This window comes from Pedococcus sp. P2_D9, from assembly GCF_056404275.1.
In genome coordinates, this window is record NZ_JBFUEI010000001.1 from 544,126 (window position 1) to 567,696 (window position 23,571).

The 23,571-nt window shown below is 69.5% G+C and carries 27 protein-coding genes; 8 read left to right on the forward strand and 19 right to left on the reverse strand.

All coding sequences use genetic code 11. The features are described 5' to 3' along the window. Window positions 1-39: 39 nt before the first annotated feature. On the forward strand, window positions 40-426 hold the full coding sequence (locus AC1DXJ_RS02595) for a DUF1801 domain-containing protein (RefSeq protein WP_477636295.1): 387 nt from the start codon (window positions 40-42) through the stop codon (window positions 424-426). A 23-nt stretch (window positions 427-449) separates the two neighbouring features. On the opposite strand, the gene AC1DXJ_RS02600 is transcribed toward AC1DXJ_RS02595, so the two are convergent. The 6 genes from AC1DXJ_RS02600 to AC1DXJ_RS02625 form a co-directional block, all read right to left on the reverse strand. Next, on the reverse strand, window positions 450-875 hold the full coding sequence (locus AC1DXJ_RS02600; protein WP_477613077.1) for a DUF2237 family protein: 426 nt from the start codon (window positions 873-875) through the stop codon (window positions 450-452). A 1-nt stretch (window position 876) separates the two neighbouring features. Next, a complete protein-coding gene (locus AC1DXJ_RS02605; RefSeq protein ID WP_477632218.1) occupies window positions 877-1,458 on the reverse strand; it encodes a 1-acyl-sn-glycerol-3-phosphate acyltransferase in 582 nt (193 codons plus the stop codon). A gap of 25 nt (window positions 1,459-1,483) precedes the next feature. Next, entirely contained in the window at window positions 1,484-2,236 is a 753-nt protein-coding gene (locus AC1DXJ_RS02610) for an ANTAR domain-containing protein (protein ID WP_477632219.1), read from the reverse strand. Between the two features lie 54 nt (window positions 2,237-2,290). Further along, window positions 2,291-3,028, reverse strand: a complete 738-nt coding sequence (locus AC1DXJ_RS02615; protein WP_477632220.1) for a GAF and ANTAR domain-containing protein — start codon at window positions 3,026-3,028, stop codon at window positions 2,291-2,293. 208 nt (window positions 3,029-3,236) lie between these two features. Continuing rightward, complete coding sequence (locus AC1DXJ_RS02620) at window positions 3,237-3,875, reverse strand: response regulator (RefSeq protein WP_477613081.1); 639 nt, start codon at window positions 3,873-3,875, stop codon at window positions 3,237-3,239. Then, window positions 3,872-5,017, reverse strand: a complete 1,146-nt coding sequence (locus AC1DXJ_RS02625; RefSeq protein ID WP_477632221.1) for a sensor histidine kinase — start codon at window positions 5,015-5,017, stop codon at window positions 3,872-3,874. The genes AC1DXJ_RS02620 and AC1DXJ_RS02625 overlap by 4 nt, the downstream gene beginning before the upstream one ends. Window positions 5,018-5,192: 175 nt before the next feature. Here AC1DXJ_RS02625 and AC1DXJ_RS02630 point away from each other — a divergent pair, with 175 nt between their 5' ends. After that, complete coding sequence (locus AC1DXJ_RS02630; protein WP_477632222.1) at window positions 5,193-6,275, forward strand: hypothetical protein; 1,083 nt, start codon at window positions 5,193-5,195, stop codon at window positions 6,273-6,275. A 29-nt stretch (window positions 6,276-6,304) separates the two neighbouring features. Here the strand turns inward: AC1DXJ_RS02630 and AC1DXJ_RS02635 are convergent, their stop codons facing one another. The 3 genes from AC1DXJ_RS02635 to AC1DXJ_RS02645 form a co-directional block, all read right to left on the reverse strand. Continuing rightward, entirely contained in the window at window positions 6,305-7,321 is a 1,017-nt protein-coding gene (locus tag AC1DXJ_RS02635) for an ATP-binding protein (RefSeq protein WP_477632223.1), read from the reverse strand. 169 nt (window positions 7,322-7,490) lie between these two features. Then, the gene (locus AC1DXJ_RS02640) at window positions 7,491-7,883 is read right to left on the reverse strand and encodes an STAS domain-containing protein (protein WP_477636296.1); all 393 of its coding nucleotides are present in this window, start codon (window positions 7,881-7,883) and stop codon (window positions 7,491-7,493) included. A gap of 230 nt (window positions 7,884-8,113) precedes the next feature. After that, on the reverse strand, window positions 8,114-8,614 hold the full coding sequence (locus tag AC1DXJ_RS02645) for a hypothetical protein (RefSeq protein ID WP_477632225.1): 501 nt from the start codon (window positions 8,612-8,614) through the stop codon (window positions 8,114-8,116). A gap of 128 nt (window positions 8,615-8,742) precedes the next feature. Between AC1DXJ_RS02645 and AC1DXJ_RS02650 the strand changes: the two genes are divergently transcribed. Together AC1DXJ_RS02650 and AC1DXJ_RS02655 are read left to right on the forward strand one after the other, a co-directional pair. Beyond that, entirely contained in the window at window positions 8,743-9,408 is a 666-nt protein-coding gene (locus AC1DXJ_RS02650) for a hypothetical protein (RefSeq protein WP_477632226.1), read from the forward strand. Beyond that, the gene (locus AC1DXJ_RS02655; RefSeq protein ID WP_477632227.1) at window positions 9,405-10,328 is read left to right on the forward strand and encodes an NAD(P)/FAD-dependent oxidoreductase; all 924 of its coding nucleotides are present in this window, start codon (window positions 9,405-9,407) and stop codon (window positions 10,326-10,328) included. Before AC1DXJ_RS02650 ends, AC1DXJ_RS02655 begins: the two co-directional genes overlap by 4 nt. On the opposite strand, the gene AC1DXJ_RS02660 is transcribed toward AC1DXJ_RS02655, so the two are convergent. From AC1DXJ_RS02660 to AC1DXJ_RS02690, 7 genes are all read right to left on the reverse strand, one after another. Continuing rightward, the gene (locus tag AC1DXJ_RS02660; RefSeq protein ID WP_477632228.1) at window positions 10,319-10,579 is read right to left on the reverse strand and encodes a hypothetical protein; all 261 of its coding nucleotides are present in this window, start codon (window positions 10,577-10,579) and stop codon (window positions 10,319-10,321) included. The genes AC1DXJ_RS02655 and AC1DXJ_RS02660 overlap by 10 nt on opposite strands. After that, window positions 10,576-11,274 carry a DUF2306 domain-containing protein gene (locus tag AC1DXJ_RS02665; protein WP_477632229.1) on the reverse strand — a complete coding sequence of 233 codons (699 nt, stop codon included), beginning with the start codon at window positions 11,272-11,274 and terminating at the stop codon, window positions 10,576-10,578. The genes AC1DXJ_RS02660 and AC1DXJ_RS02665 overlap by 4 nt, the downstream gene beginning before the upstream one ends. After that, the gene (locus AC1DXJ_RS02670) at window positions 11,271-11,960 is read right to left on the reverse strand and encodes a hypothetical protein (RefSeq protein WP_477632230.1); all 690 of its coding nucleotides are present in this window, start codon (window positions 11,958-11,960) and stop codon (window positions 11,271-11,273) included. Before AC1DXJ_RS02670 ends, AC1DXJ_RS02665 begins: the two co-directional genes overlap by 4 nt. A gap of 118 nt (window positions 11,961-12,078) precedes the next feature. Next, window positions 12,079-14,790 (reverse strand): winged helix-turn-helix domain-containing protein, encoded by a 2,712-nt coding sequence (locus AC1DXJ_RS02675; protein WP_477636297.1) that lies wholly within the window; start codon window positions 14,788-14,790, stop codon window positions 12,079-12,081. Window positions 14,791-14,879: 89 nt separating this feature from the next. After that, entirely contained in the window at window positions 14,880-16,271 is a 1,392-nt protein-coding gene (locus AC1DXJ_RS02680) for a glycoside hydrolase family 3 N-terminal domain-containing protein (protein WP_477632232.1), read from the reverse strand. Window positions 16,272-16,381: 110 nt separating this feature from the next. Beyond that, entirely contained in the window at window positions 16,382-16,774 is a 393-nt protein-coding gene (locus AC1DXJ_RS02685; RefSeq protein ID WP_477632233.1) for a hypothetical protein, read from the reverse strand. Window positions 16,775-16,843: 69 nt separating this feature from the next. Further along, window positions 16,844-17,665 carry a COG4705 family protein gene (locus AC1DXJ_RS02690; protein ID WP_477632234.1) on the reverse strand — a complete coding sequence of 274 codons (822 nt, stop codon included), beginning with the start codon at window positions 17,663-17,665 and terminating at the stop codon, window positions 16,844-16,846. Between the two features lie 197 nt (window positions 17,666-17,862). Between AC1DXJ_RS02690 and AC1DXJ_RS02695 the strand changes: the two genes are divergently transcribed. Next, on the forward strand, window positions 17,863-18,171 hold the full coding sequence (locus AC1DXJ_RS02695; RefSeq protein WP_477613096.1) for a hypothetical protein: 309 nt from the start codon (window positions 17,863-17,865) through the stop codon (window positions 18,169-18,171). Window positions 18,172-18,225: 54 nt separating this feature from the next. On the opposite strand, the gene AC1DXJ_RS02700 is transcribed toward AC1DXJ_RS02695, so the two are convergent. After that, window positions 18,226-18,876, reverse strand: a complete 651-nt coding sequence (locus AC1DXJ_RS02700; RefSeq protein WP_477632235.1) for a hypothetical protein — start codon at window positions 18,874-18,876, stop codon at window positions 18,226-18,228. A 223-nt stretch (window positions 18,877-19,099) separates the two neighbouring features. After that, window positions 19,100-19,411, reverse strand: coding sequence for a PepSY domain-containing protein (locus AC1DXJ_RS02705; RefSeq protein ID WP_477632236.1), 312 nt, complete (start codon window positions 19,409-19,411; stop codon window positions 19,100-19,102). A gap of 86 nt (window positions 19,412-19,497) precedes the next feature. On the opposite strand from AC1DXJ_RS02705, the gene AC1DXJ_RS02710 reads away from it, so the two are divergent. Together AC1DXJ_RS02710 and AC1DXJ_RS02715 are read left to right on the forward strand one after the other, a co-directional pair. Further along, entirely contained in the window at window positions 19,498-20,196 is a 699-nt protein-coding gene (locus tag AC1DXJ_RS02710) for a response regulator transcription factor (RefSeq protein WP_477632237.1), read from the forward strand. Between the two features lie 5 nt (window positions 20,197-20,201). Further along, a complete protein-coding gene (locus AC1DXJ_RS02715; RefSeq protein ID WP_477632238.1) occupies window positions 20,202-21,557 on the forward strand; it encodes a HAMP domain-containing sensor histidine kinase in 1,356 nt (451 codons plus the stop codon). Between the two features lie 13 nt (window positions 21,558-21,570). On the opposite strand, the gene AC1DXJ_RS02720 is transcribed toward AC1DXJ_RS02715, so the two are convergent. Next, complete coding sequence (locus AC1DXJ_RS02720) at window positions 21,571-22,500, reverse strand: anti-sigma factor RsbA family regulatory protein (RefSeq protein WP_477613101.1); 930 nt, start codon at window positions 22,498-22,500, stop codon at window positions 21,571-21,573. Window positions 22,501-22,873: 373 nt separating this feature from the next. Here AC1DXJ_RS02720 and AC1DXJ_RS02725 point away from each other — a divergent pair, with 373 nt between their 5' ends. Further along, entirely contained in the window at window positions 22,874-23,551 is a 678-nt protein-coding gene (locus AC1DXJ_RS02725; protein WP_477613102.1) for a DUF4386 family protein, read from the forward strand. The last annotated feature ends 20 nt before the right edge of the window (window positions 23,552-23,571 follow it).

Consider the following 23,571-nt stretch of genomic DNA (forward strand, 5'->3'; position numbering starts at 1 on the left):
TCGCCGATGAGTTGCCGGGTCGGCGGCGGTCTATCTGGCATGGACACCAATCCCCTGGTGGACGCCTACATCCAGTCATTGCCGGCTTGGCAGCACGAGCTGTGCCAACGTCTCCGAGAGGTCGTGCACGCCGCCGACCCCGAGGTCGAGGAGACGATCCAGCGGCGAGTGCAGCCCTACTTCGTGCTCGAGGGCAACGTCTGTGCGCTGCTTGCCACGAAGGACCACGTCAACCTGTTCGTCTACGACGGGGCCATCGTGGACGACCCCCACGGCCTCGTGACCGGCGGCCACGACAACGCCACCGCCCGCACGATCGCGTTCTGGGAGGGCGACCCCGTCAACGAGGCAGCGCTGCTGGAGTTCCTGCGCCAGGTCATTGCCAACAACCGGGCAGGTGGCTGGCGGCGACTCAAGAAGTCCTGAGGTCCGTCACGCGAGGCGCTCGCCTAGACCCCCATCGAGCTGAGGTCCGGCGGGACGTCGACGGAGTGCTCCCTCAGGACCTCCAGCGGGACAACCTGCAGCACCACCTCGTTGGTCGCCGCCAGGACGACGTGGGCGGCTGCCCCGTCACGGTGGGCCCGCGCCCAGTTGAGCGCCGTGACGCACCAGCGGTCCCCCGGCACCAGTCCGGGGAAGCGGTACTCGGGAATCGGGGTCGACAGGTCGTTCCCGATTCCGCGCTGGTGCTCGAGGAACTCGGCGGTCACCACCGCGCAGATGGTGTGGCTGCCGAGGTCCTGAGGACCCGTGCTGCAGCAGCCGTCGCGGAAGAACCCGGTCATCGGCTCCGTGCCGCAGACCTCCAGCTCGCCACCGAGGACATTTCGCCCCACCGCCCCGGCGCCCCCCGAGTCGCCCGTGGCAGCCACCTCAGTCCCCCTCCGGTGAGATGGCTCGCAGCTCCTCGCGAAGGCGAGGCTCGGTGCGCAGCTCCGGGTGTATGCCGTGCTTGTCCGCGTAGAACTCCCGCACCTTGTCCATGTCTGCGACAACATCCGGCGTGGCCGAGATCGTCGGACCGAAACCCGCTGTGCGAGTGGGCCCGTCGATGAAGGCAAGAGCGATCGGCAGCTTGGCGGATCGTGCCAGGCGCCAGAATCCGGACTTCCAGTACTCGCCCTTCTGCCGGGTGCCCTCTGCCGCCAGGATCAGCAGGAACGGCTCTCCGCTGCGCGCCTCGCGCACGAGCTCGCGCACGACCGCACCCGGGTTCTGACGGTCGAGCGGCAGGCCGCCCAGCCGGTGCAGGAGCCAGCCGACCGGCCCACGGAACAGCTCCTTCTTGATGAGCACGCGCGGTGTCACCCCGCCCCGCCACATGATCAGCAGCATCATCACGAAGTCCCAGTTGGACGTGTGTGGAGCGCCGACGAGCACCCCGGTGCGGGGCACCTCGCCCACGGCGGTCCAGCCTGCGGACCGCAGCACCAGGCTGGCGAGGCGACTCCTCATGGTGTGCCTCTCGGGTGAGGTCGGGTCACCGGGCAGGTGGTGGCGTGGGGGTGGTCCTGGCCGTGGTGAGGTCTGGATGGCTGGTGGGGTCGGCGACGATCGCCTGGGCGATGTCGGTCAGCCGGTGGTGGTTGCGGCGAGCGTACTGGCGCAGGCGGTCGAAGGCCGTGTTGACATCGATGCCGTGGGTCCTGGCGAGGACGCCCTTGGCCTGCTCGATCGCGATCCGGCTGTTGAGCGCACCCTGGAGCTGCTCGGTGAGGATCTCCGCGCTCCGGATGCTGCGCTCCTGCAGGAGGCCGATGGTGGCGATGTCCGCCATGGACTGCAGGATGCGGGCGTCCGCCGACTCGAGCCGACCGGTCTGGCTGCTGAACATGTTCAGTGCCCCGATGACCCTCTGGCGATGGCGCAGGGGGAAGGCGTGGACGGAGCGGAAACCTGCAGCGACCGCGCGCGGGGCGAACAGGGGCCACCGCTCGGTGGCCTCGTGCAGGTTGGTGTTGACGACCGCGGTGCCGGTGCGGAAACAGTCCAGGCAAGGCCCCTCCTCGTACTGCAGCTGGAAGAGCTCGAGCAGCTTGACCGACTCGGCCGAGGCGGCCATGTACTGCAGCTGGCCGTGGGGGTCCGCCAGCAGCAACCCGGCGGAGTCCGCGCTGCTCACCGCAGCGGTGTGCCTGGTCACGGTCTCCAGGAACTCGATGACGTCGAAGTCGTCGACGAGGGTGTCCGCCACCTCTACGAAGACCTCGGCGAGCACATCAGCGGCAATCATCGTGGGCTCCCCTTCCCCGTCGCGTCCTGCGCAGGCGGCCCGTCCTCTGCCCGGTCATTTCGTGTCTCGGTTCAGTCTGAGTTTACCGGCGACGACGTCCCTTGCGACATCGCTGATGTAACGCCCGTGGGCGTACGCGTGAGCCCGAAGTCGCGCCATCGCCTCGTCGATACCCACCCCGAGATCCACCATCACCATCCCCTGCGCCTGGTAGACCTCGAGTCGGTAGGCCAGCGCGTCATCGAGGTCCTCGGTGGTCTTGCCGTCCTGGGCACCGTCCTGTCCGTCCACCAGCAGACCCATCGCCACCTCGGCGAACGTGACCGCCTGCGTGAGCCCGTCGGCGGTCAGCGACCCCCGCTCGTCGCGGTAGACGTCGAGCGCACCGGCTCGAGCAGCCCCGACCTGTAGGGGAAAGGCGAAGACTGCATTGATGCCGCGCCCGTGGGCGGCCGGGGCGTAGCCCGGCCAGCGTCGCATCCCGCGCGTCGGCAGGTCCGGTTCCATGACCGGGCGCCGCGAGCTGTAGGCGTCGATGCAGGGGCCTTCGCCGAGGGTGAACTGGAGCTCCTCGAGCTCCCGACTGGCAGCACTCGACGCGGCGATGGTCCCGCCTCCGCGGTTGTCGTCGGTCAGGAGGCTGACGCCGACCCCCGTGGCCGGGAGCGCGCGGGTCAGCGCGGAGCAGAGTCGTTCGAGCCGACCGATCGTTCCCGGGTGTCCACCCGGAGGGGATGGCTCGTCGTCGATGAGCCGGTTGGCGCGGGCAAGGCGACCGTGGACCTCAGTCACAACGGCCCCCCGGCCCGAGCTGGGGCTGTTGCCGTGGCGGCCCGACATGCGCCCACGGCACCCACGGTCCACCTGCTCATGTGCTCACCCGTCATCGACTCCGACCCGGTCTGGGCGCTGTCGTCGGCGTCCGGGGGCTGGCTGCTAGGCCTGCATCGAGGATAGCGCTGATGGCCGTCCTGCCCGCGAAATGGCTCGCCGTGACGCCTCAGGCGACGCCGGCGCGGTGCGCGATGACGACAAGCTGCACACGGTCGCGAGCGTCGAGCTTGGTCTGGATCCGCGAGACGTGGGTCTTGACGGTGGTCTCGCCGATGAAGAGGCTTCGCGCGATCTCGGGGTTGCTGGCTCCCTGGGCCACGAGGTGCAGCACCTCGGACTCCCGCGGCGAAAGCCGCCCCAGGGCTGCCACCGCCTCCGGATGCTCCCGCCTCGGTTGGCCCCGGACCAGCTGAGCGAGCACCTGCTTCTCGACGGCGACGTCACCAGCGGCCACGGCTCGAATCGCCGCGACCAGCGACTCTCGCGGCGCATCCTTGAGGAGGTACCCGCTGGCACCGGCCCGCAGCGCGGCGAGCACGTAGTCGTCCGCACCGAAAGTCGTGAGGATGAGAATCTTTGTGGCAGAACCTGATTCGACAATCCTGCGGGTGGCCTCGATGCCGTCGACCTCAGGCATCCGGATGTCCATCAGGGCGACGTCTGGTGCGAGGGTCGTGATCAGGCCGATCGCCTCCGCTCCGTCGGCGGCCGTCCCCAGCACGGTGAAGTCCTCTTCGGCATCGAGGATGGCCGCGACGCCGTCACGGATGAGGAACTGGTCATCGACCACGACGAGGGTGGTCACGGGGCATCCCCGAGGGGCAGGACGGCACGCACGCGGTAGCCGCCGCCGGGCCGCGGTCCGGTCGTCAGCATGCCGCCACAGGCAGCCACCCGTTCGTGCATTCCTGACAGTCCGAACCCGGGTGCGGCCGAACTGCCGTTCACCCCGCTGGGCGCCTCGCTGTCGTTCTGCACGTCGATCACGAGCAGGTCGGCCTGCTGTCGGACGGCCACCGAGGTGGGCGACGTGTGCGCGTGCCGCAGGGCATTGGTGAGGGCTTCCTGCACCACTCGGTATGCCGTGGCCGAGGCTTCGGGAGTGAGCGTGGGTTCGCTGTCGGGGGCATCAAGGGTGATCTGCAGCCCGGACTCCCGCATCCGCCGGACCAGCTCGGGGACGTCGGGCCAGGTGGGCGGGTGGGCGGCGCTGTTGCCCTGCGTCGGATCCCGCAACGCCTCCAGCAGGCGTCGGGTCTCGCCCAGCGCGTCGCGCCCCGTGTCCTGCACCCGGAGCATCGCCTCATCTGCCCGAGCCGGGTCCGATGTCATGAACAACCGCGCCAGCTCCGACTGCACGACGATGACGCTGAGGCTGTGTGACACCACGTCGTGGACCTCGCGGGCGAGGCCCACCCGCTGGTCCGCAACCTGGGCCTGGGCCTGGGCGGCGACCGCCTGGGCCACCTGCTCCCGGAGCGTGCGCTCGTGGCGAAACGCGGCCCCCAGTGCGAAGATCCACCACGAGTTCAACCCCCACGCCCACGCGTTGTCGACGTTGATCTCAGGGATGACGCCCGTCCACAGAAGCACCGGGAGCTCGGGCAGGACGAGGGCGGCGTACTTCGTCACCCCGGTGCCATAGCGTCCGCAGGCGAAGACGGCGACCACCAGCAGATAGAGGCCGGCCAGCAGGAACGCGTGCAGCTGCGCCGTGGTGGTCACGACGATCGAGCCGACCACCACCACGAGCGCCGCAACCGGATGGGTCCGCCTCAGGCACAGGGCGAGCGCGCTGGCAGTGAGTGCCAGGGCGAAGGGCCACCTCGCACCGTGGACCGCGACGGTCTGGGGACCCGTGACCCACAGCTCCACCTGCCCCACAGCCCAGAGGGCTGCGGGGACCGCCCAGTCCCGCCACGTCAGACGGTGCGACAGCCCTGACATGGCCCAAGGCTACGCGGGTCGGAGTGGGAGGACGTCGTCCTCAGGTCCACATCGCCGTCAGCGTGCAGGACGACACGGTCGGACCTCGGCGCGGACGCGGTCGGGTCACCCCGAGGCGCACCCTCCAGGGGTCCACCACCCCGCCTGCACCCCGCCCGCGACAAGGAAAATGCCGATGCGATCGACCCAGCTCCTGCCGACGACGATCGGCGCCGCCGCGCTCGTCCTGACGGTCTCCGCCTGCGGGGCCGGCGCGTTTGCGCAGGGAACACCCCTGGGCGCCAACGAGTTGCACGCCGTCGAGACCCAGGTCAAGACAGCGGGCAAGCCGGCCTACTACCTGGGTTCCAGCGTCGGCGATCTCCCCTTGACGTTGCTGGACCTGGTCGAGGAGAACGCGCCGGCGTTCCAGGTCGAGGCCGACTACGGCACCTGCATCGCCGCCGACGGCGGGTGCTCCGCTCCGGTGGTCGTCTCGACCAACGACTGGCATCCCGATGTCGCTGGCATGAGCTGTCGGCGGCTCGACCCACAGCTCGGCGTTCCGGCTGGGGTGCTCATGGGCGAGCTGACCCTGGTGACGGACGGCGTGGTCGTCACGGTGTCCGACTTCCGTGGCCGAGATGACAGTGACGACGTCCAGCCGGCCGTGCGCCTCCTGTCGCAACTGAGGGCCGTGGGCGCAACACAGCCGGTCGGCACCCTCCCCGCACCGGATCCCGCTGTGGCTGCCTGGATGGACGACGTCTGCGGCAGCACCCCGGGTCTGGAGGTCTCACACCCCTTCGAGGGCGAGAAGGATCCCCTCGACAACTCCCACGTCCCTGACTTCACGGTTGAACGCCTCGGTGGCGGAGAGCTGAAGTGGGCGGACTACCGCGGCAAGCCCGTCGTGATCACCGTGGGGACCGTCGCGCAGGTGTCGGCCGCGCTGGGGCGGTTGCAGCCGCTTCTGGCGAAGACTCCCTCCCGTCCCACTCTGCTCGGGCTCGTCACCGACCCGAAGGCGGACAAGTTGAACCCGCGCCCCGTGGCCGTGATCGAGCACGAGGCGGGAGACCTGCCCGCGCCCGTCGGGTATGCCGCCGTGCCCCTGTCCGCGGTGTGGTTCCTCGACGCCGCCGCCAACACCGGTGACACGTCTGCCTGGGACTCCGGGATCGTGGCGTTCGTGGACTCGACCGGCGCTGTGGTGCGGTTCGCCCCACCATCCATGCCGGACGCCCAGGTGACGGAGTGGGCTCGTTCGCTGGGCTGAGGTGCTGACGCCCACGGTCCTGGGTTCCTCTAGGCGAGCCTCGTTCGCCGTGTCGCCGAGATCCAGGTGCTGATGCGCACGGCTGTCCCCCAGCGTCCAGACCTGATCTCGACGAGGTCGCAGAGCTGGTTGGCAAGCCACAGCCCGCGACCATGGTCGTCGTCCAGCAATGCGAGGCGGTGCCCGGCCATCGGGTCCCTCAGCCGGTGGACGCTGCGGACCTCGCAGACCAGGCGGGCGGCGGTCCGCCATACGCACAGGTGACACGTCCCACCACCGTGGTTGAGGGCGTTGAGGGCTGCCTCGTGGACGGCCAGGACGACGGCTTCGGCGTCCTCGGCGGGCAGCTTCGCCCTGGCGGTCTCCTCGCGAATCGTCGTCCGAGCCGCGGCCAGGTCGGAGTGACGCGAGACGACGAAGGTCCGGGCCGGCCCGGCAGGGTCGACCAGTCGTTCGGCAAACAGGTGGCGGACGTGCGCGAGCCCGGCATAGCCCGTACTGCCCTCGTACGCGCCTTCGTGCTCGAGCAACGAGTGGCACGCCTCGATCTCGTCCGTGCGGTCGGCGTCCAGATGATCGGTGTCGAAGCTGCAACGAACCCAGAGATCGGTGTCGGCTCCAACGGCCATGTTGACCAGGGCGTCGGCGAACTGCTCCTGGCGGCGCACCGCGACCGGGCGATGGCCGTAGGCGGGACTGATGAGCAGCCTTGCCGGCTGCCCGGTGGCCTCGCACCGGTCGGCGAAGGCGATCCAGTGCGCCACGCTTTTCGAGGGATATCTGCCGTGTTCCACGAGCGTCGGCTGGCTTCCACCCGTGGCGAGCTCGCCGGACAGCCGGGCGAGCACGTCGTCGGGGGCGCAGACCATGACCTGCTCACCGGCCTCGAGCCCGCTCCGTACGAAGTCGGCGGCAGCTGCGACGAGTCGCCTGCGCCCTCGATGCAGTGAAGCGTCATGTCTGAAGCCCCCGCGCGGCTGGGGGTCGGACGGTGGCGGAAGCGCGTTGAGATGCCTGGGGTCCTTCGGTGCGGGTCCGCTCGGCATCTGCGCTCCTCGCCGAGCTGCGCCGGCCTCGGCGGTGTGACGGGCGTCGCCACGGCGTCCCCGTCAGACGTCCCGCAACGCTAGTACTACTAAAGCACCGTGAAGCGTGACAAGCCAGCGCGCGGCCCTCCCCTGCCCAGCGGACTGTGGCGCGCGCTCGTCCAGAGGGTCACGAAGGAAAGGGTGGCCGGGGCGTGCGGTAACGGGCGACGGTCCGGTCTGGGTCGAGGATCTCGAAGACACGGCTCACGGTTCCGCTCGCACCCGCGACCACGAGGCGGCCGTCCTCATTGGCTGAGAGCACCGCCTCCACGCACGAAGAGTCGCAGAAGGTCAGGTTGGAGACGTCCAGGATCACCGCGCTGCGGCCCTTGGACAGCCCCGCGCTCAGGGCGCCCTCCAAGGGGTGCCGGGTGCCGATGTCGGCTTCGCCGAAGAGCTCGACGACCCACACTGCGCCGCAGTCGTAGTGGACCGCTGCCAGGGTGTGCGACGGCTTGCACGTGCGTCCTCCGGGGCCGAGGTCCCGCAGTCCGGTCATCGTCGTCCCCTGCGTGGGCACGGCCGCTTCGTCACCACGGGCAGGGACCAGCTGCAGTTCGGGGTGGCCGTGCTGGGCTGACGGTGGCACCTGAGGACTCCGGACATCGCGGGGTTCGCCACCGGGTCCGGGGTAGCCTCTCGCCCCACCCTACGCCGGGAACTCTTCGACCGACACGGCCACGATCCCAAATGCCCCTCGTAGCCGAAATGTCCCCGCCGCTCAGGGCCTTTGGCCCTGTTCCCTGGACGTCAGTGAGGCAGTGCGCTGACGTCGCTCTGGAGCGCAGCGACCTTGTCGGCGAGGTCGGACATGCCCTGGCGGAGCTCCACGAGGGTCGAGTCGAGCTTGGCGTTCAGGTCGGACAGGTCGGCACGGACCGTGGGCAGGAACTCCATGACCTGCTTGAGATCGGCCTCGATGCGACCCAGGGTCTGGTCGCTGGCCGCGCGACCGTCGTTGACCGCGGTTTCCACCCGACCCAGCGTCGCTTGGCCGCCCGCGCCCAGGGCCTCGATCCTGCCGAGTGTCTCCACGTTGACCGCCTTGAGGAGTCCACCGGTCTCCCTGACGATAGTCAGGATCTCCGCCGCGGCGTCACGTGCCCTCAAAGCTGCGTGATACGTCTGGGGCACCAGTCCCGGGAACGATCCAACCTGTCCCATGCCGCCGGTCATCTCGGTGGGCGAGGTGCGCACGAGCGCGTCCAACAACATGTTCGTGTCGCGATTCACGTCGTCGATCGATGCCATCGGCATTCTCCAGCCTCGTGGGCCACGCAGGAACGGGCGAACCGGGACGTCGGGAACGCTACACCGCCCGGCCCATTTGTCACCCATTCGTCAGTGGACTTCAGGGCAGCCGTCGCGACGATGGTCCTATGGGACCGACACGCAGCTCCGAACGTCGTGACAAGGGCGCCCGGACGGCAGGTGCCTCAGGGCTCGCCTTCGTGCTCCTGCTCCTCATCGGGGCTGGCATGGCCAGCGTCCCTGGCGGGCACGACGCAACGGCCGCAGTGCGGACGTACTACGAGCAGCACGCTGGGGTCGTCGCCGTCGCCCAGCTCGTCGAGCTGGTGGCGACCGCGCCCTTGCTCGTGTTCGTGGTGGGGCTCGCTCGATCGACCTCCGTCGAAGCCAGCAGACCCGTTGTGGTGGCCGGTGGTGGGATGTCGGCTGCCGCCGTGCTGACGGTCGTACCTCCACTGTGGCTGTGCGTTGTCGCGCCCACTGCGACGTCGTCACTCGTGCACAACCTCGCTCGCCTCTCCGACCTGGTCGACGTGCTGCTGTTCCTGACCATCGCATGGTTCGCCACGACGTGCTGGCGGCTCTGGCGGGGACCGGGATGGCTCCGTTGGATGTCGTTGGCAGTGGCTGGCCTGTGCGCGCTGCGCTCGCTGGAGATTGCCTTCGGAGGGTCCCTTCTCGAGGTTGTCGCCCCGGTTGCCTTCCTGGCTCTGGTCGTCGCGCTCAGCGTGCACCTGCTCCGGCGTTCACTCCCCTCAAAGGACCGCCTCCACGGGTCCACCCTTGCGGCATGAGCGAGTTCGACGTGGTGGTGATCGGTGGCGGCGCCGCCGGCCTGTCAGCCGCCCTTGTCCTGTCCCGGGCGCGGCGAAGGGTCCTCGTGGTCGACGCCGGGTCACCACGCAACGCCCCTGCCGCCCACATGCAGGGCTACCTCTCCCGAGACGGTATGCCGCCTGCCGACCTCTTGACCCTCGGGCGCACCGAAGTGACGGGGTACGGCGCAGAGCTCCGCACCGGCATGGTCACCGACGTCGTGCGGGACGGCACCAAGGGCTTCTGGGTGCTGGTCGACGACGGCACGCGCGTGTCAGCACGGCGGTTGCTCGTCACCACCGGTCTCAGGGATGAGCTCCCCGACATCCCGGGTCTGGCCGACCGCTGGGCACGCGACGTGCTGCACTGCCCCTACTGCCACGGCTGGGAGGTACGGAACCAACGGCTCGGGGTCCTGTGGAACGGTCCGGAGACGATCGGCTACACGCAGATCGTGCGGCAGTGGGCCGACGACGTCGTCCTGTTCGTGCCGGCTGACACGCTGACCCAGGCCCATCGTCCGCAGCTCGTGGCGCGCGCGATCGGCATCGTCGAAGGCGACGTGGCGGAGCTCCTCGTCCGGGACGACCACCTGAGCGGGGTGCAGATGGCCGACGGTCGAACCATCGCCCGCGACGCAGTGTTCGTCCCGCCGCGGTTCGTCCCCAACCACAGCCTGCTCACCACGCTGGGTGCCGACCTCGACAGCCAGGGCTGGGTCGTCACTGGAGCGCACGGATCGACCAGCGTTCGAGGGGTGTGGATGGCGGGCAACGTGAGCAATCCGCGAGCGCAGGTCATCACGGCGGCAGGCGAAGGATCAGCAGCAGCCATCGCCCTGAATGCGGACCTGGTCGAGGAGGACGTCCGCGACTCCGTCCGCGCCTTCTACCTCTGAACGACCGTCCCTTCCCCCGGGCCGTCGTCATCGACCTGCACGGCGAGCAGCGTGACGCCGAGGTCCCGGATCCTGGCCAGCAGTCCGTGGAGCTGCGCCTGGTCCGCGATCTCGCCCGTGAGCGTGGTGGTGCCGTCGACCTCGCGCGTCAGGGTGAGGCCGGCCAGCCAGGCCGACCAGCGCTCTTCGAGGTGCCCGTCCACCCGGAGCCGGTAGCTCGTGGGCGCGGGTCGACTGCCGGACCGTGTCATGGCGCACCGACCTGGGTGGTCAGCCTTGTGGCCGGCCGCTGGGGCCTCCGGCGGCCATCGCGCCCGATGACGTACTCCGCCACCGCAAGGTTGATGACCCAGCCCGCACCGAGGCTCAGGTCCTTCGTGAGGACGCTGGTCCCGAAGACCCCTTCCCCGATGCCGAGGGTGAAGACCTGGGTCCCCGCACCGAGCGCCAGGGCGTAGGCGCGGGTCATCCAGGCCCGATGACGCACGATGTCGCCACGGCGGACTGCCGCAAAGCCGAGGACGATGCAGGCGGCCATCCCTGACCCGAACGCCAGCCGGAACACGTACGCGAGCTCGCCCGTGCCGGGCTGGCGCGGATAGAACTGCGTCATCCACAGAGCCGAGCCCGCCACCGCCAAACCCAAGCCCACCAGGGCTCGTCCAGCCCTGCGGTGCCAGCCGGGTCGCCGGCGCCGCAGGGCCGCGGAGAACTGGAAGGCGCCGAGCACGGCATACGTCAGGGCACAGGTGATGTGCACGACGACCGGCACCGGCGACGCACTGAGGCGTGGGTTCGCGGGCAGGACGTGAGGGCCGCCTGCGAGCTCGAGCAGCCGCAGCGAGCCCGCGACGGCCGGGACGACCACCAACGCGACGAGGGCGAACGGCACCCACCCGGTCGACCTGGCCGACCGGGTGGGTGCCGCAGCCAGGTGGACGCTCACTTGGCACCGGCCAGGTCGTGCTGCGCGGTGGCCGAGCCGGGCGCGAACTGCGCGGTGCGGGTGCGTCCCTCACTCCACAGGGAGTAGCCGAGGCCGACCATGGCGACGCCGATCGGAAGCGCGAAGAGCCTGAAGTTGACGTCCGGCACCAGGGGGATCGCGACCGTGGCGACGGCTCCGGCAGCGAGCACCACTGCCGCCCATCGGGCGAGGACGTTGGCCCGGAAGAGAGCGACGCCGAACAGGAAGCCACCACCCAGGTAGGTCAGGGCGTTCACCAGGTTGAGGGGCTGCATGAGGCCGATGTCGCCGGTCGCGTGGCCGGCCGTCGCCACCGCGAGGACGTCGGTGACGTAGCCAGGTGAGGTGACGGCGATCGACGGGAAGACGACCAGACCGACCACTTCGATGCTCAGCATGATGAGGTAGCCGACTGCGAAGAGGAGGTACCCGACCAGCCCAAGCACTCGCGTCTGCTTCACTTGGCGCAGGTACATGCCGGTGATGCCGGCCAGTGAGAGGACGGCCATCACCACCTTCATCCCCTGCCGGACCTTCCATTCGGTGGTGGTGACGAAGGCGACGTCCAAGGGAGGGTGCTTGATCTGGACGGCGATGAAGAGCAGACCGGCGACCACGGCGCACAGGCCGGCCGCGCGGGTGAGCTTGGTGGTGGTGATGGTCATGACCGACTCCTGGTTCGAGGTCCTCGGCGAGGCGCCGTGGGGGTAGTTCGAAGGTAGGTAGCCGGACGGTGAGCGGGCGTCACCCAACGATGTGACCGACGGGGTGATTTGCCGGGCGCTACAACAGGCCGCGCTCGCGGGCGGTGCGCACCGCAGCGCGGCGACTGGTCACGTCGAGCTTGGTGAAGATGTGCTTCGTGTGGGTGCGCAGCGTGTTGTGGGACACGAAGAGCTCGCGGGCGATCTCAGGTCCGGTCAGCTCGCTCTCCAGCAGTCGCAGCACCTGCAGCTCGCGGTCGCTCAGCGCGACCGACCCACCCGCCTGCGGCCCTGCGTCCTCGAGTCCTCCAGCCCCCCGGGAGATCCGGTGCGCGAGCAGCCGACGTGCCTGGTGACCCACGTCGACGTCCAGCTCGGCTGCGCGCAGCAGCTCCGTCATCGCTGGGCCCTCGTCGAGGAAGAGGCTGACCCAGACCTCGGGTTCGGGGGCTTGGGCCCATGCCTGGGCCAGCGACTTCACTGCGTCGTCGCGACGCCCCAGGGCGTCCCGTGCCAGGGCTGTCAGCATCCGGATCTCGAGCAGGCTTCCGTGCCGACCAGAGGTCTGGGCAGCGTCGCCCAGTCGCGTCACAAGGCTCAACGCCCCCTCCAGCGCATCCGCATGCGGATGCTCCCTGTGCTGCGCGATCACCAAGCGCACCAACGTGAGGTGGTCGAACTCGCTCAGGTACCGGGCTTCGTCGTCGATGGTGACACCTCGTCGGGCCGCCCACTCGACCGCCGGTGACAGGGTGCCCTGACTGACCCAGACCCGGGCCTTCATCGCCGCGATGGGCCGCACCTCGGGGAAGAACCCCGGCCGGTAGAGGTCCGCGGCCCGGTCGAGCAGGGCAAGGGCCTCGTGCGAGTCCCCCTCGGCCGCGGCAACCCGGCTCCGGGCCACGAACCACCGGAAGCGGCTCTCGTTCACGGGTACACGTTCGCCGAGGGCGGCGGCGGCCTCGAGGTGTCGGGCGGCGCCGTCGAGGTCCCCCGCCTCGTAGTCGATCTCGCTGAGGCCGACGTGCAGGTCCGCGGCTGCCCGCGCCACGTTCTCTCCATGCGCCTCCGTGACCTGCATTGCCTGCTCGTAGAGCCGTCGCGCCTCATGTGGTCGACCGGCGGCGAGGCACAGGTCGGCGAGCACCACCGTGCTGCTGAGCTCGTCGACCAGGTTGCCCGCCGCGTGCAGACTGGCCACTGCGTCGGTGAAGGTCTCCAACGCACCCACCACGTCACCGTTCGCCCACGCGGCAAGCCCGAGGAACCCGGCTGCACCGCCGCGGGCAAGGTGGTCGTCGGGGCCTGCCAGCTCGAGGGCGCGCCGTGCGTGGGCCACCGTGCCGGTGACGTCTCCCAGCGCCTGCGCCAGGGAGGCCCGGTGGACGGCGATGGTGGCCGGCAGGGTGCGCAGCTCGTCCGTGTCAGCCCACGGCCGGGTGGACCCGTCCTGACCGGTGGCGAGCGCCCGTTCCGCGTCGTCGAATCGCTCCTCGACGGCGCCGAGGTCACCGGAGACCATCAGCATGTAGGCATAGAAGACACTCAGCACCGGGCTGCTCCGGACGGCCGAGTCGGGCAGCGCCCTGAGCCAGCCGAGCAGCACGGCTTCGCGACGATGGCGTCGGATCGAGGGAACCGCCAGCTCCATGAGGTGTGCCGCGTGGTCGAAGTCCCGGGCCTCGAGGGCGTGCCTGACCGCGTCCTCGATGAGGCCCTGGTGCTCGAACCAGCCGCTGGCGCGCTGGTGCAGCATCGGGACGAGCTGGGGTTGCTCGGCAAGCAGTCGCGCCCTCAGCACGTCCGCGAACAGGTGGTGGTAGCGGTACCACTCCCGCCGGTCGTCCAGCGGAACGAGGAACAGGTTCCCCCGCTCGAGCGCCTCCAAGGTCCCGTTGCCGTCGTCACGACCGGTGAGGGCGTCGCACAGCGGGCCGGTGAGCCGGTCGAGGACGGCGGTCTGCAGGAGGAAACCGCGGACCTGCTCGGGTTGGTGCGCCAACACCTCTTCGACCAGGTAGTCGACGAGGTAGCGGTCATTGCCCGCGAACCGGGCGATGAACCCGCCGACATCGGACCGGCCCCGCAGAGACAGGGCCGCGAGCTGGAGGGCGGCGATCCATCCCTCGGTCCGCTCCTCGAGCGCTGCGACTTCCCCTGCCGTGAGGTCCAGGCCCGCGGAAGAGTTGAGGTATGCCGTGGCCTCCTCCGGCGTGAAGCGAAGGTCTGCGGCACGGATCTCGACCAGCTCTCCCCGCACCCGCCAGCGTGGCAGCGGCAGGTCCGGGTCGGCGCGGGTGCTCAGCAGGACGTGGACGTTCGTCGGCAGGTGCTCCAGGAAGAACCTCATCCCCTCGCGCACGTCCGGGTCGACGACGACGTGGTAGTCGTCCAGGACCAGCCACACCTCCCCGGGTGCCGCGGCCAGCTCGTTCACCAGCGGGGTCAGCACGGCTCCCACCGACACGGGCGCGGACGCGATGCGTTCCAGCGCGCCAGCACCGACGCCGGTCACCGCCGCCTGCAACGCCGTCACCACATAGGTCCAGAACGAGGCGGCCTCGTTGTCTGCGCTGTCGAGGGAGACCCACGCGACTGCGTGCCCTGCGCTTCCTCTCTGACGGACCCACTCCGACACCAGCGTCGTCTTGCCAAAGCCGGCCGGGGCGGAGACCAGGGTGAGCCTCGCCTGCCCTCCCGCGTCGAGGAGCTCGTGCAGCCGTGCGCGGCCCACCAGGCCCTGTCGCGGCCTGGGAACGTACAGCTTGGTCCCGATCAGCGGACGTGCCACACGCATCCCCGTTCAACGGTGCGCCACAGGTCCGTGGCGTTGCCCGGCCAACGCTAACGCGCTGGGCCCCGGGCGGTGCCCACGGGCGGTCAGAGCTGGGTGTTGAGGTACGCCTGCAGGCCGTTCACGGTCCGGGCGTTCCAGGTCCTGGCACCGTCCCGCGCGATCCCGAGGTAGGACTGCAACGCAGCCATCGACTTCGGACCCCACTGGCCGTCGACCGCCGTTCCGATCCGGGCCTGGAGAGCCCTGACGGTCGCGGAGCCGAGCGTGCCGGTGACCGTCACTCCGAGCCATCGCTGAAGGGCGGAGAGTGTCGCCGGCCTGAGGCTGCCGTCCACGACGAGGCGCGTCCCGAGCAGCCCGTCGTTGGCCTTCGCCAGCAGGACCCGGTATGCCGCCGCGTTGACCTTGGCACGGAACACCGGATCGCTCGCCGCCTTGGCGCTCACGGCAGAGACCATCGCCGGCAGGACGGTGGAGTTGACGGTGAGGACGATGTCGCCGCCCGCCGCGATGAAGCTCGTGGCGCGCGTGCCGGGAGACCAGCCCGCGACCTGCTTGGCGTTGCCCAGGTCGTCGCTCATGACGACCCCCGTGAAGCCGAGGTCTCCTCGGACCATCCCCCCGATGACCGTGGGCGAGAAGGCTGCGGGGTGGGCCGAGTCGATCCTGGAGTACACGGCGAGGGACACCATGACCATGCGCGCACCGGCGGCGATGGCCGAGCGAAACGGAGCCAGGTCGCCCGAGGTTCGGGTGGTGACCCTGTCGGTCACCCCGGCTGTGGTGTCGGTGTTCTCAGTCACGTGACCGAGGCCGGGAAAGTGCTTGGCAGTGACGGCCAGGCCGACACTCCGTTCGCCCCGGACGACGTCGCTGCCCTTGGCGGCGACCACCCCTGGTGTGTAACCGAATTCGCGGAAGTAGCTGCCGATGGGGATGTTCCGCGTGCCAAGGCTTGCCGGGACCGTGTCCATGACCGGGGCCAGGTTCAGGTTCACGCCTGCGCGGGACAGCTGCCGCCCCCACGATCTCGCGTCAGCCGTGAGGGTCGAATCTGCCCACGTGCCCTGCGTCAGCGCGGTCGGGATGCGCGTGAAGCCGGGGCCCTGGAGCACCTGGACCTGACCGCCCTCCTGGTCTGCGGACACGTAGAGCGGAACCCCCGCCGTTGCCGCGGCGGTCGTCAGCCGGTCCGCGCTGGCCGCGAGGTACCGCACCGGTGCCGCACCGGCATACGTGCGTCCGGTGAGGATGAGGTTGCCCACGTGCCGTGCGGAGATCGCTGAAGCCGCGGCGGCAGACAACCCGGTCGCCGGGGTGCCGACCATGAAGAGCTGCCCGATCCGTTGCGCCTCGGTCATCCTGGTGAAGGCCGCCTGCGCGAGGCTGGCGGGCGTCGCGGCGGCGCCTGCGGTGGCCCCTGTCGTCGTCGTGGCCGTCAGGGCGCTCGCCAGCGCCAGCGTCAGCGCGCCCACCACCGAAGTCCTTCTGGTCAGTCGCCCGCGTCCCATACCCTGAAGACGAACGACGGAGGCAACGGGTTGTCGCCCTCACCGCAGCCGTTCTGTGCCCGGGGGCAGTCCGGTCATGACAGCTCCGTCACCGGAATGCCGAAGCGCCTCAGGCGTCGTGCCAGGTCTGAGTGCCTCCACGACCTTGACCCGTGTGCAGGCAGCGCGAGCACGATCTCGTCGACGGGTTCGCTGAGGACGGTCTCCTCGATGGCCTCGACGGGATCGTGACGGACGGACACCGAACCGATGACCCTGGCGCCCGCGACAGCCTCGAGCGCCGGCAACGACTCCAGCAGGACGCACTCGGCCTCGAACGCCTTGTCGTGACGCTCCGGGTGCAGCAGGTTGACCTCCGCGCGTGCCGGGTTCAGCACCACGAGCCGAAACTGGACGTCGCCCCTGGCCGCCCGCGCGGCAACGGCGCGCAGCACCGCGGGCGAGGGTTTGGCACTGTCAGTGACCACCAAGACCCTCGCCCGCCGTCGCTCCACGGTCATTCCTGTCAACCAGCCCTGTCAACCAGCCCTGTCGGTTCAGCCCCGTCGGTCGCCCACCGCGGCGGCTTCGAGCTCGGCGCGAACGGCCGTCCGCTCGATGCGGTCCTTGTGGGTGACGCTGAGGTAGACCACGACGGCGAGGATGGTTCCAAGGAACAGGACGCTCGTGCCCAGGGTGCCCAGCCCCGCGCCGCCCTCATCTCGGCCAGAGGCCAGGAAGTCACCGATGTTCGCGCCCAGCGGACGGGTCAGGATGTAGGCCAGCCAGAAGCACAGCACCGGCCCGGCTCCGAGCTTCCACGCCCCGAACACAGCCGCGATCAGCCCCAGCGGCAGCAGGACCGAGGGTCCGGCCGACCAGCCGGTCAGCTCCAGCGTCCAGTCGCCGGCGGCGGTGCCCAGCGCGAAGGTCACGAGAACGGTGAGCCAGTAGAAGGCCTCACGGGGGGTCGTGACGATGGAGTGGATGGAGAGGGTGCGCTCCCGGGCGTACCAGATCGCGAAGACCACCCCGAGGACCACGGCGAACACCGTCGTGCTGATCCACAGTGGGACGCCGACCCCGTCGGTGAGGTTGTCCGTCAGGAGTGTTCCCACGACGCTGATGAGCACCACTGCCAGCCAGTAGACCGAAGGCACGTACTGGCGGAGCCGGAACTGCGCGACGAGTACGGCGATGAGCGCGACGGAGAAGACCAGGGTCGTCTTGCCCAGGCCGAAGCCGAGGGTCTCGTTGATGTAGTCCGCGAAGCTCTCCCCGACCGTGGTGCACAGGATCTTGATGATCCAGAAGTACACCGTGACCTCGGGGACCTTGTTGAGCATGGCACGGCGTTGGTCTGTTGCAAGCGTCGTCATGGGGTGAACCGTGCCAGTGGCCCCCTGAGCAGACCCTGAGGCCCAGTCGGCCGCACTTGGTGAGGACCACGCCTTCGGACGCGCGTCCGTCGGCGAAACTCCCGCCGAATTCTGCTGCGGACGATGCTTCGACGATGGAGGATCGAGGTTGGGCGGCCGCCGACCGGTGCCGGCCTGAAACCCTCGAAGGAGTAGTCGTGTCCAAGTACATGGTCTTCTACAACACCACCAGTGCCATGCGCGCTCAGATGGCTGACATCCCACCCGACCAGGCAGCAGCCGGGATGCAGGAATGGATGAGCTGGGGCGAGCGCGTCGGGGACAAGCTCGTCGACATGGGGTCGCCCTTGGTGAACGAGGGCGACGCCGACGTGCAGGTGTCGGGCTACTCGGTCATCGACGCCGACTCGCAAGAGCAGCTGGACGGGCTCCTCGAAGGACACCCGCACTCCGCAGCAGGCGGGACGATCTCGACCCAGAAGTTCATGGAGATCCCCGGCATGTGACCGGGACGCGGGGGCGGGCCGAACGGCAGGTCCCCGCGTCAGCCTTCCCGCCGGTCAGCCGTAGGCCTGTCCGAGCGGGACGGTTCCGGCGGCCTTGGCCACTTGCGCCGACACCGTCGACCTCTGCCTGAGTACTTCCCGACCTCCCCCACCGGAAACCCCCAGCGTCATGACCGGCCCGACGCCTTTCGCGTAGAACTTGTACTCGAGGACGTCGGGTTGAATGGGGATGGTGTCGCGGGTCAGCAGCACGGCACCGAACTTGCCCGCCGGCACCTCGGCGAACTCGCTGACGCTGAGGACCTGGCCGTTGTCCTCGGCCTGCCCCTTGAAGAACTCCTGGCGGTACTTCATCCCGACCTCGGGCCTGCCGGGCATCACCACCCCAGCCAGCGCACCGTCGACCCCTGCTTCGAAGGACCCCTCCCTGGATGCGACCTTGCCGTCCTCGAACTCCGCAGTGTCCTCCCCCAGGTACCAGATGGTGCCGTCCCGATGCTGTGCGTAGTAGTCGAACGTGTCCTCCACCAGCCCCTCCTTGGCGGTGACCGTGTCGCGCACCACCCGCGCGGTGACACCGTTCGCCACGGTGCGCGTGAGGCTGGTGACGGTCACGGCGACCGTGAGGGCGCGACCCTCGTCGTCGACCTCGTCGTAGGTCCACCGAGTGCCTGGTTCCATCGGCCAGTAGGGGTTGTCGATCACTGTCGTGAAGTCTGACGGCTGCATCGAGACGATCTGGCCACCCTGAGGCAGCGTGACCGACGCGGGCCCGGCGGAACCCGTGGACCCGGTCGATCCCGTGGACCCTGTGGACCGGCCGGACCCTGTGGATCCGGAGCATCCTCCCGCGGCGAGAGACAATGCAGCGACGGTGGCGACTGCAACCGCCACGGACCGCGCCCGGATGGTCGGGAGTGTGCGCTGGTTACCCGTTCTCGCGGTCTGTCCTGCTACCCACGACGTGGAACTGCTCGTCGAGCTGGACATCCACCTGGGTGCCATCGCCCAAGGTGACCTCCACCTCATACAGGCTCTCCTCATCGCCCACCTCCGTCTCGGTCACGCGGCCACCACCGGTCTCGGCGAGAGCGGCCTGGCTCGCCTGCCGGAGGGCCCCACCAGTGATGGGCCGGTCCGCAGCCTTGTCGTCCCCGCCGGTTGCGACGGCGGCGCCGCCACCGAGAATGGCCACCAGGCCAAGGGTTCCGACGAGGGCAATCGCCCGCCGCTTCGTCATCCGAACATCCATGTCGGGTCTCCTTCCGGTTCTCCCAGGCTAGGTCGGCGAGATGAGGTGGCGATGAGCTCTCATCGGGGTCTCACGTGGCTGCCTACCATGGAGGAGTGCACCTGCTGCTCGTGGAGGACGAGCCGAAGATGGCCCAGCTGCTCCGGCGGGGGCTGGGCGAGAACGGCCACGTCGTCGAGGTGACGCGGACGGGCGAGGCGGCGGTCGACGCAGCCGTCTCCGGTGAGTTCGACGCCGTGCTCCTGGACGTGATGCTGCCCGACATCGACGGCTTCGAGGTGTGCCGTCGACTGCGCCGCGCCAACAACTGGGCACCGGTCCTGATGCTGACCGCGCGGACCGCGGTGCGTGATCGCATCCGCGGCCTGGACGTGGGCGCCGACGACTACCTGACCAAGCCTTTCGCCCTGGTGGAACTGCTGGCGCGCTTGCGCGCGCTCGCGCGGCGAGGACCAGTGCCGCGCCCCACCCAGCTCGTCGTGGGTGACCTCACGCTCGACCCGGCGACGCGACAGGTATGCCGTGGAGGCGAGTCCGTCCTACTCTCCTCGCGCGAGTTCGCCCTCCTCGAGGCCTTCATGCGCCGACCGGGGCGCGTGCTCACCCGTGACCAGCTTCGTGACCTCGTCTGGGATGTCGCCCACGACGGTCACTCCAACGTCGTCGATGTCTACGTCCGGTACCTGCGCCAGAAGATCGACCGCCCGTTCGGCCACGCGTCGCTGCAAACGGTCCGAGGCGTGGGATACCGGCTGGACCGCTCGGGACGATGAAGGCCGTGAGCCGCCTGCCCATCCGCATCCGGGTGGCGGCCTCCTTCGCCGTCGCGACCGCGTTCGCCCTCGCGGCTCTCGGCACGTTCGTCTACGTTCGCGTGGACGACACCCTGACGCAGCAGAGCCGTGGGGCGATGGCCACCCAGCTGGACGCGCTCGCTCGCGTCCCGTGGCCTGGTCGCGCCGACGCCGCCACTTCCATGACGGGTGAGTTCTTCGCGCAGATCGCGACGCCGGAAGGACGGTTGGTGGCCTCCTCACCGCAAGTATCGGGTGCTGTGTTGAGCGCAGGCGATGCTGCGCACTCGACCAGTATCGACCGGGAAATCGACCGCCCTGTCCGACTCGTCGGCGAGGAGGACCCGGAGGGGAGCCTGCTTCTCGTGCGCCGGGTCTCGGACCAGGTTCTCGTGGTCGGCACCTCGCAGGCCCAGACCGAGGACGCCCTGGGCGGGATCCAGTCACAGCTCCTGGTCGGTGGACCATTGGCGCTCATCCTCGCGTCGGGCCTGGGATACCTGGTGGCGGGTTCGGCCCTGCGTCCCGTCGAGCGCATGCGACGCAGGGCGGCCGAGATCTCCTCGACCTCCGCAGGCTCGAGGCTGCCGCTGCCGGCCGCCCACGACGAGATCCACCGACTCGGCTCGACCCTGAACGGCATGCTCGACCGGCTCGACGCCGCAGTGCGGCAGCAGCGCCACTTCGTCGCGGAGGCCAGCCACGAACTGCGCACACCACTGTCGCTCCTGCGCGTCGAACTCGACCTTGCGCTGTCGCGGCCACGCTCTCGCGACGAGCTCGTCACAGCCCTCACCTCAGCGAACGAAGAGGTGTCGCGGCTCACCGCACTCTCCGAGGGTCTGCTCACCGTAGCCGCGACGGACAGCTCGCCGCTGTCGCTCGAGGTGGCCGACGTGGACCTCGGCCAGCTGGTGCGCGACGTGGCGCAACGCTTCTCGACGCGGGCAGCCGCAGAGGGACGACGTATTGAGGTGCATGCCGATGGGTCGCTGACGATCTGTGGAGATGCTGTCCGACTCGAGCAGGCATTGGGCAACCTCGTCGACAACGCGCTCAGGCACGGCGGCACGGACGTGTGCCTCGATGCCTCGGGCGAGCCGCACCGGGTGACCATCAAGGTGAGCGACAGTGGTCCCGGCATTGCCGAGGACCTGCGGATGCGTGCCTTTGATCCGTTCAGCAGGGACTCCACGTCGCGGCCAGGCCGAGGGCATGGCCTTGGCCTGGCCATCGTCGACGCCATCGTCACGGCACACGGGGGCACGACCACCATCAGCCCGCGGTCCGAAGGGGCCGGGACCGTCGTCACGGCGACGCTGCCCACCGCTCCCTCTTGACGGACGAACGCCCTCAGAGCCAGGTGTGGATCCGGACCGTCGTGCCGCCCTCGCCGGAGCGGACCTGGACGAGGTCGCACAGCTGGTTGGCGATCCACAGACCGCGTCCGTGCTGCTCCCCCCACGGCGGCAGGCGTCGTCCGATCATCGGGTCGGCGATGTGGCCAGGGCCGCGCACCTCGCAGACCAGTGCCTCGTCCTCCTCCCAGATGCGCAGCTCGCTCGCACCATGGCCGTACAAGGCACTGTTGAGGGCGACTTCGTGCACAGCGAGGGCAAGGTCGTCGATGCGCTCGTCCGTCAGGCCCACCGAGGAGGCACACGCCCGGACGTCGGCGCGGACCGCAGCGAGGTCATCGCTCCCGAAGACTCGGTGGGAAACCGCGACCTCGACGGCTCGGAGGTCGGTCTCGAACATCGTCACGACGTGGTGGGCTCCGCCGTAGGTGGTGCTCCCACGATGCGTCTCGATGTCGACGACGACCGGGTGGGAGCGGTGAGCCTCTGCCAGCACCTCATCCGGAAGCGTGCCCATGTCATAGGGGCACATCAGCCACAACGGGGTGTCCGTGTCGACGGCCATGTTGAGCAGCGCCTCGTGCATCTGGCACTCGGCGAGCTCGGCGAGCCTGCGGCCGTGCCAGATCGGCTCACCGATGCCCCGCACCGGTTGCCCCGGGTGCGCGTCGGTGAAGCGCTGCCACGCCGGAATGATGCGCGCCGGGTTCGCCCCGAGCTGAACCATGTCGTAGAACTCGACCTGGTCCGCCTGGACACCGAGGGCGTCGCGCAGAAGCTCGATGTGAGAGCGGACGACCGCGACCATGACCGGCTGGCACGCGTCGATGCCCTGCGTGACGAAGGGGACCGTCCCAGCCAGGAACTGGTCGTCACCCGACCAGAAGAACGCCTCGTGCCGGTACCCGTTGTGGGTCCGACGCAAGCCATCCGCGCTGCGTTCAGCACCCGCACCCTCGACCGGGGTGTCGACTTGGTCTGTTCCCTGCGGCGACGTAGCCGCTCCCTTCGAAAGGGCCCGCCGCTGACCGCAGCAGACAAGCGTATGCAACGTCTCACCTGAGGTTACGCCCGAATCACCTCCTGGGACCCAGCCCGAGCAGCCCATTCGTCGTCGGGTGCGCTGCAGCGCTGGTTCCGGCCACAAGCGGGCCATGGCGACACCCCGGTAGTCACCGCATGATGAGGGTCCAATGGGGTCATTGACGGTCGGCCGGCCCGGGAGGACCCTCAGAGCTGAGGGGCCGATCGGGGGCACCGTCATGATCAAGGTGTTGCGTCTGTCAAGGGTCGGGGGCGTGTGCGCCCTCGCGCTGGTGGCCTGCTTCCTCGTGGGCGGCGTCTCCATGGCCTCCAGCGGGGTCGAGGTCCTGATTCCCGAGACCGGAGAGCCTGGCCTCCAGTGGATCGCGGACGTCGACGCGGCCGGCGGACTCTTCTACGTCGGAGCCTGGCTCATCATCCTCATGGGCTTCCTCGGCATCGTTGCCTGGGTGGGGTTCTACGACGTCCTGCGGGACGCCGGCAGGGTCATGCTGCTCGGACCCGTCCTCGGAGCCGTTGGGCTGACGTTGGTCACCGTGTCGCACCTTCTGCCCATCTCGATGGCGTACGAGCTGGTTCCGGCCTACTCCGACGCCGACGCGGCGTCGCAGGCAACGCTGGCAGCCACTTTCGACACCTTCGCGGCGACCGCCCTCGTCACCAACAGCGCAGGAAACTTCCTGGGCTGGGGAGTGGTGGTGCCACTGTTCTCCGCGGCGATCCTGACGACGCGCGCCCTGCCCCGATGGATCGGATGGCTGGGCATCCTGGTCGGGGTGCTCGCCGGATGGCTGGGGCTCCTCGCGCCCGTGTCGAGCGTCTTCGAAGGCATCTCCAGCATCGGATTCATCGCATTCTTCGTGTTCATGGCCAGCATGGGCGTCGCCATCCTGCGTCAGCGCACCACCATCACGTCGACCGCCTCCAGCTGAGCGCAGCGACAGGACAGACT

Excerpts from the sequence above, each read along its gene's own strand:
- AC1DXJ_RS02595 (WP_477636295.1), top strand. The coding sequence starts at position 40 with ATGGACACCAATCCCCTGGTGGACGCCTACATCCAGTCATTGCCGGCT.
- AC1DXJ_RS02705 (WP_477632236.1), bottom strand. The coding sequence starts at position 19,411 with ATGACGAAGCGGCGGGCGATTGCCCTCGTCGGAACCCTTGGCCTGGTG.
- AC1DXJ_RS02645 (WP_477632225.1), bottom strand. The coding sequence starts at position 8,614 with ATGGCATCGATCGACGACGTGAATCGCGACACGAACATGTTGTTGGAC.
- AC1DXJ_RS02690 (WP_477632234.1), bottom strand. The coding sequence starts at position 17,665 with ATGACGACGCTTGCAACAGACCAACGCCGTGCCATGCTCAACAAGGTC.
- AC1DXJ_RS02650 (WP_477632226.1), top strand. The coding sequence starts at position 8,743 with ATGGGACCGACACGCAGCTCCGAACGTCGTGACAAGGGCGCCCGGACG.
- AC1DXJ_RS02670 (WP_477632230.1), bottom strand. The coding sequence starts at position 11,960 with ATGACCATCACCACCACCAAGCTCACCCGCGCGGCCGGCCTGTGCGCC.
- AC1DXJ_RS02605 (WP_477632218.1), bottom strand. The coding sequence starts at position 1,458 with ATGAGGAGTCGCCTCGCCAGCCTGGTGCTGCGGTCCGCAGGCTGGACC.
- AC1DXJ_RS02635 (WP_477632223.1), bottom strand. The coding sequence starts at position 7,321 with ATGCCGAGCGGACCCGCACCGAAGGACCCCAGGCATCTCAACGCGCTT.
- AC1DXJ_RS02610 (WP_477632219.1), bottom strand. The coding sequence starts at position 2,236 with ATGATTGCCGCTGATGTGCTCGCCGAGGTCTTCGTAGAGGTGGCGGAC.
- AC1DXJ_RS02630 (WP_477632222.1), top strand. The coding sequence starts at position 5,193 with ATGCGATCGACCCAGCTCCTGCCGACGACGATCGGCGCCGCCGCGCTC.
- AC1DXJ_RS02655 (WP_477632227.1), top strand. The coding sequence starts at position 9,405 with ATGAGCGAGTTCGACGTGGTGGTGATCGGTGGCGGCGCCGCCGGCCTG.
- AC1DXJ_RS02625 (WP_477632221.1), bottom strand. The coding sequence starts at position 5,017 with ATGTCAGGGCTGTCGCACCGTCTGACGTGGCGGGACTGGGCGGTCCCC.
- AC1DXJ_RS02660 (WP_477632228.1), bottom strand. The coding sequence starts at position 10,579 with ATGACACGGTCCGGCAGTCGACCCGCGCCCACGAGCTACCGGCTCCGG.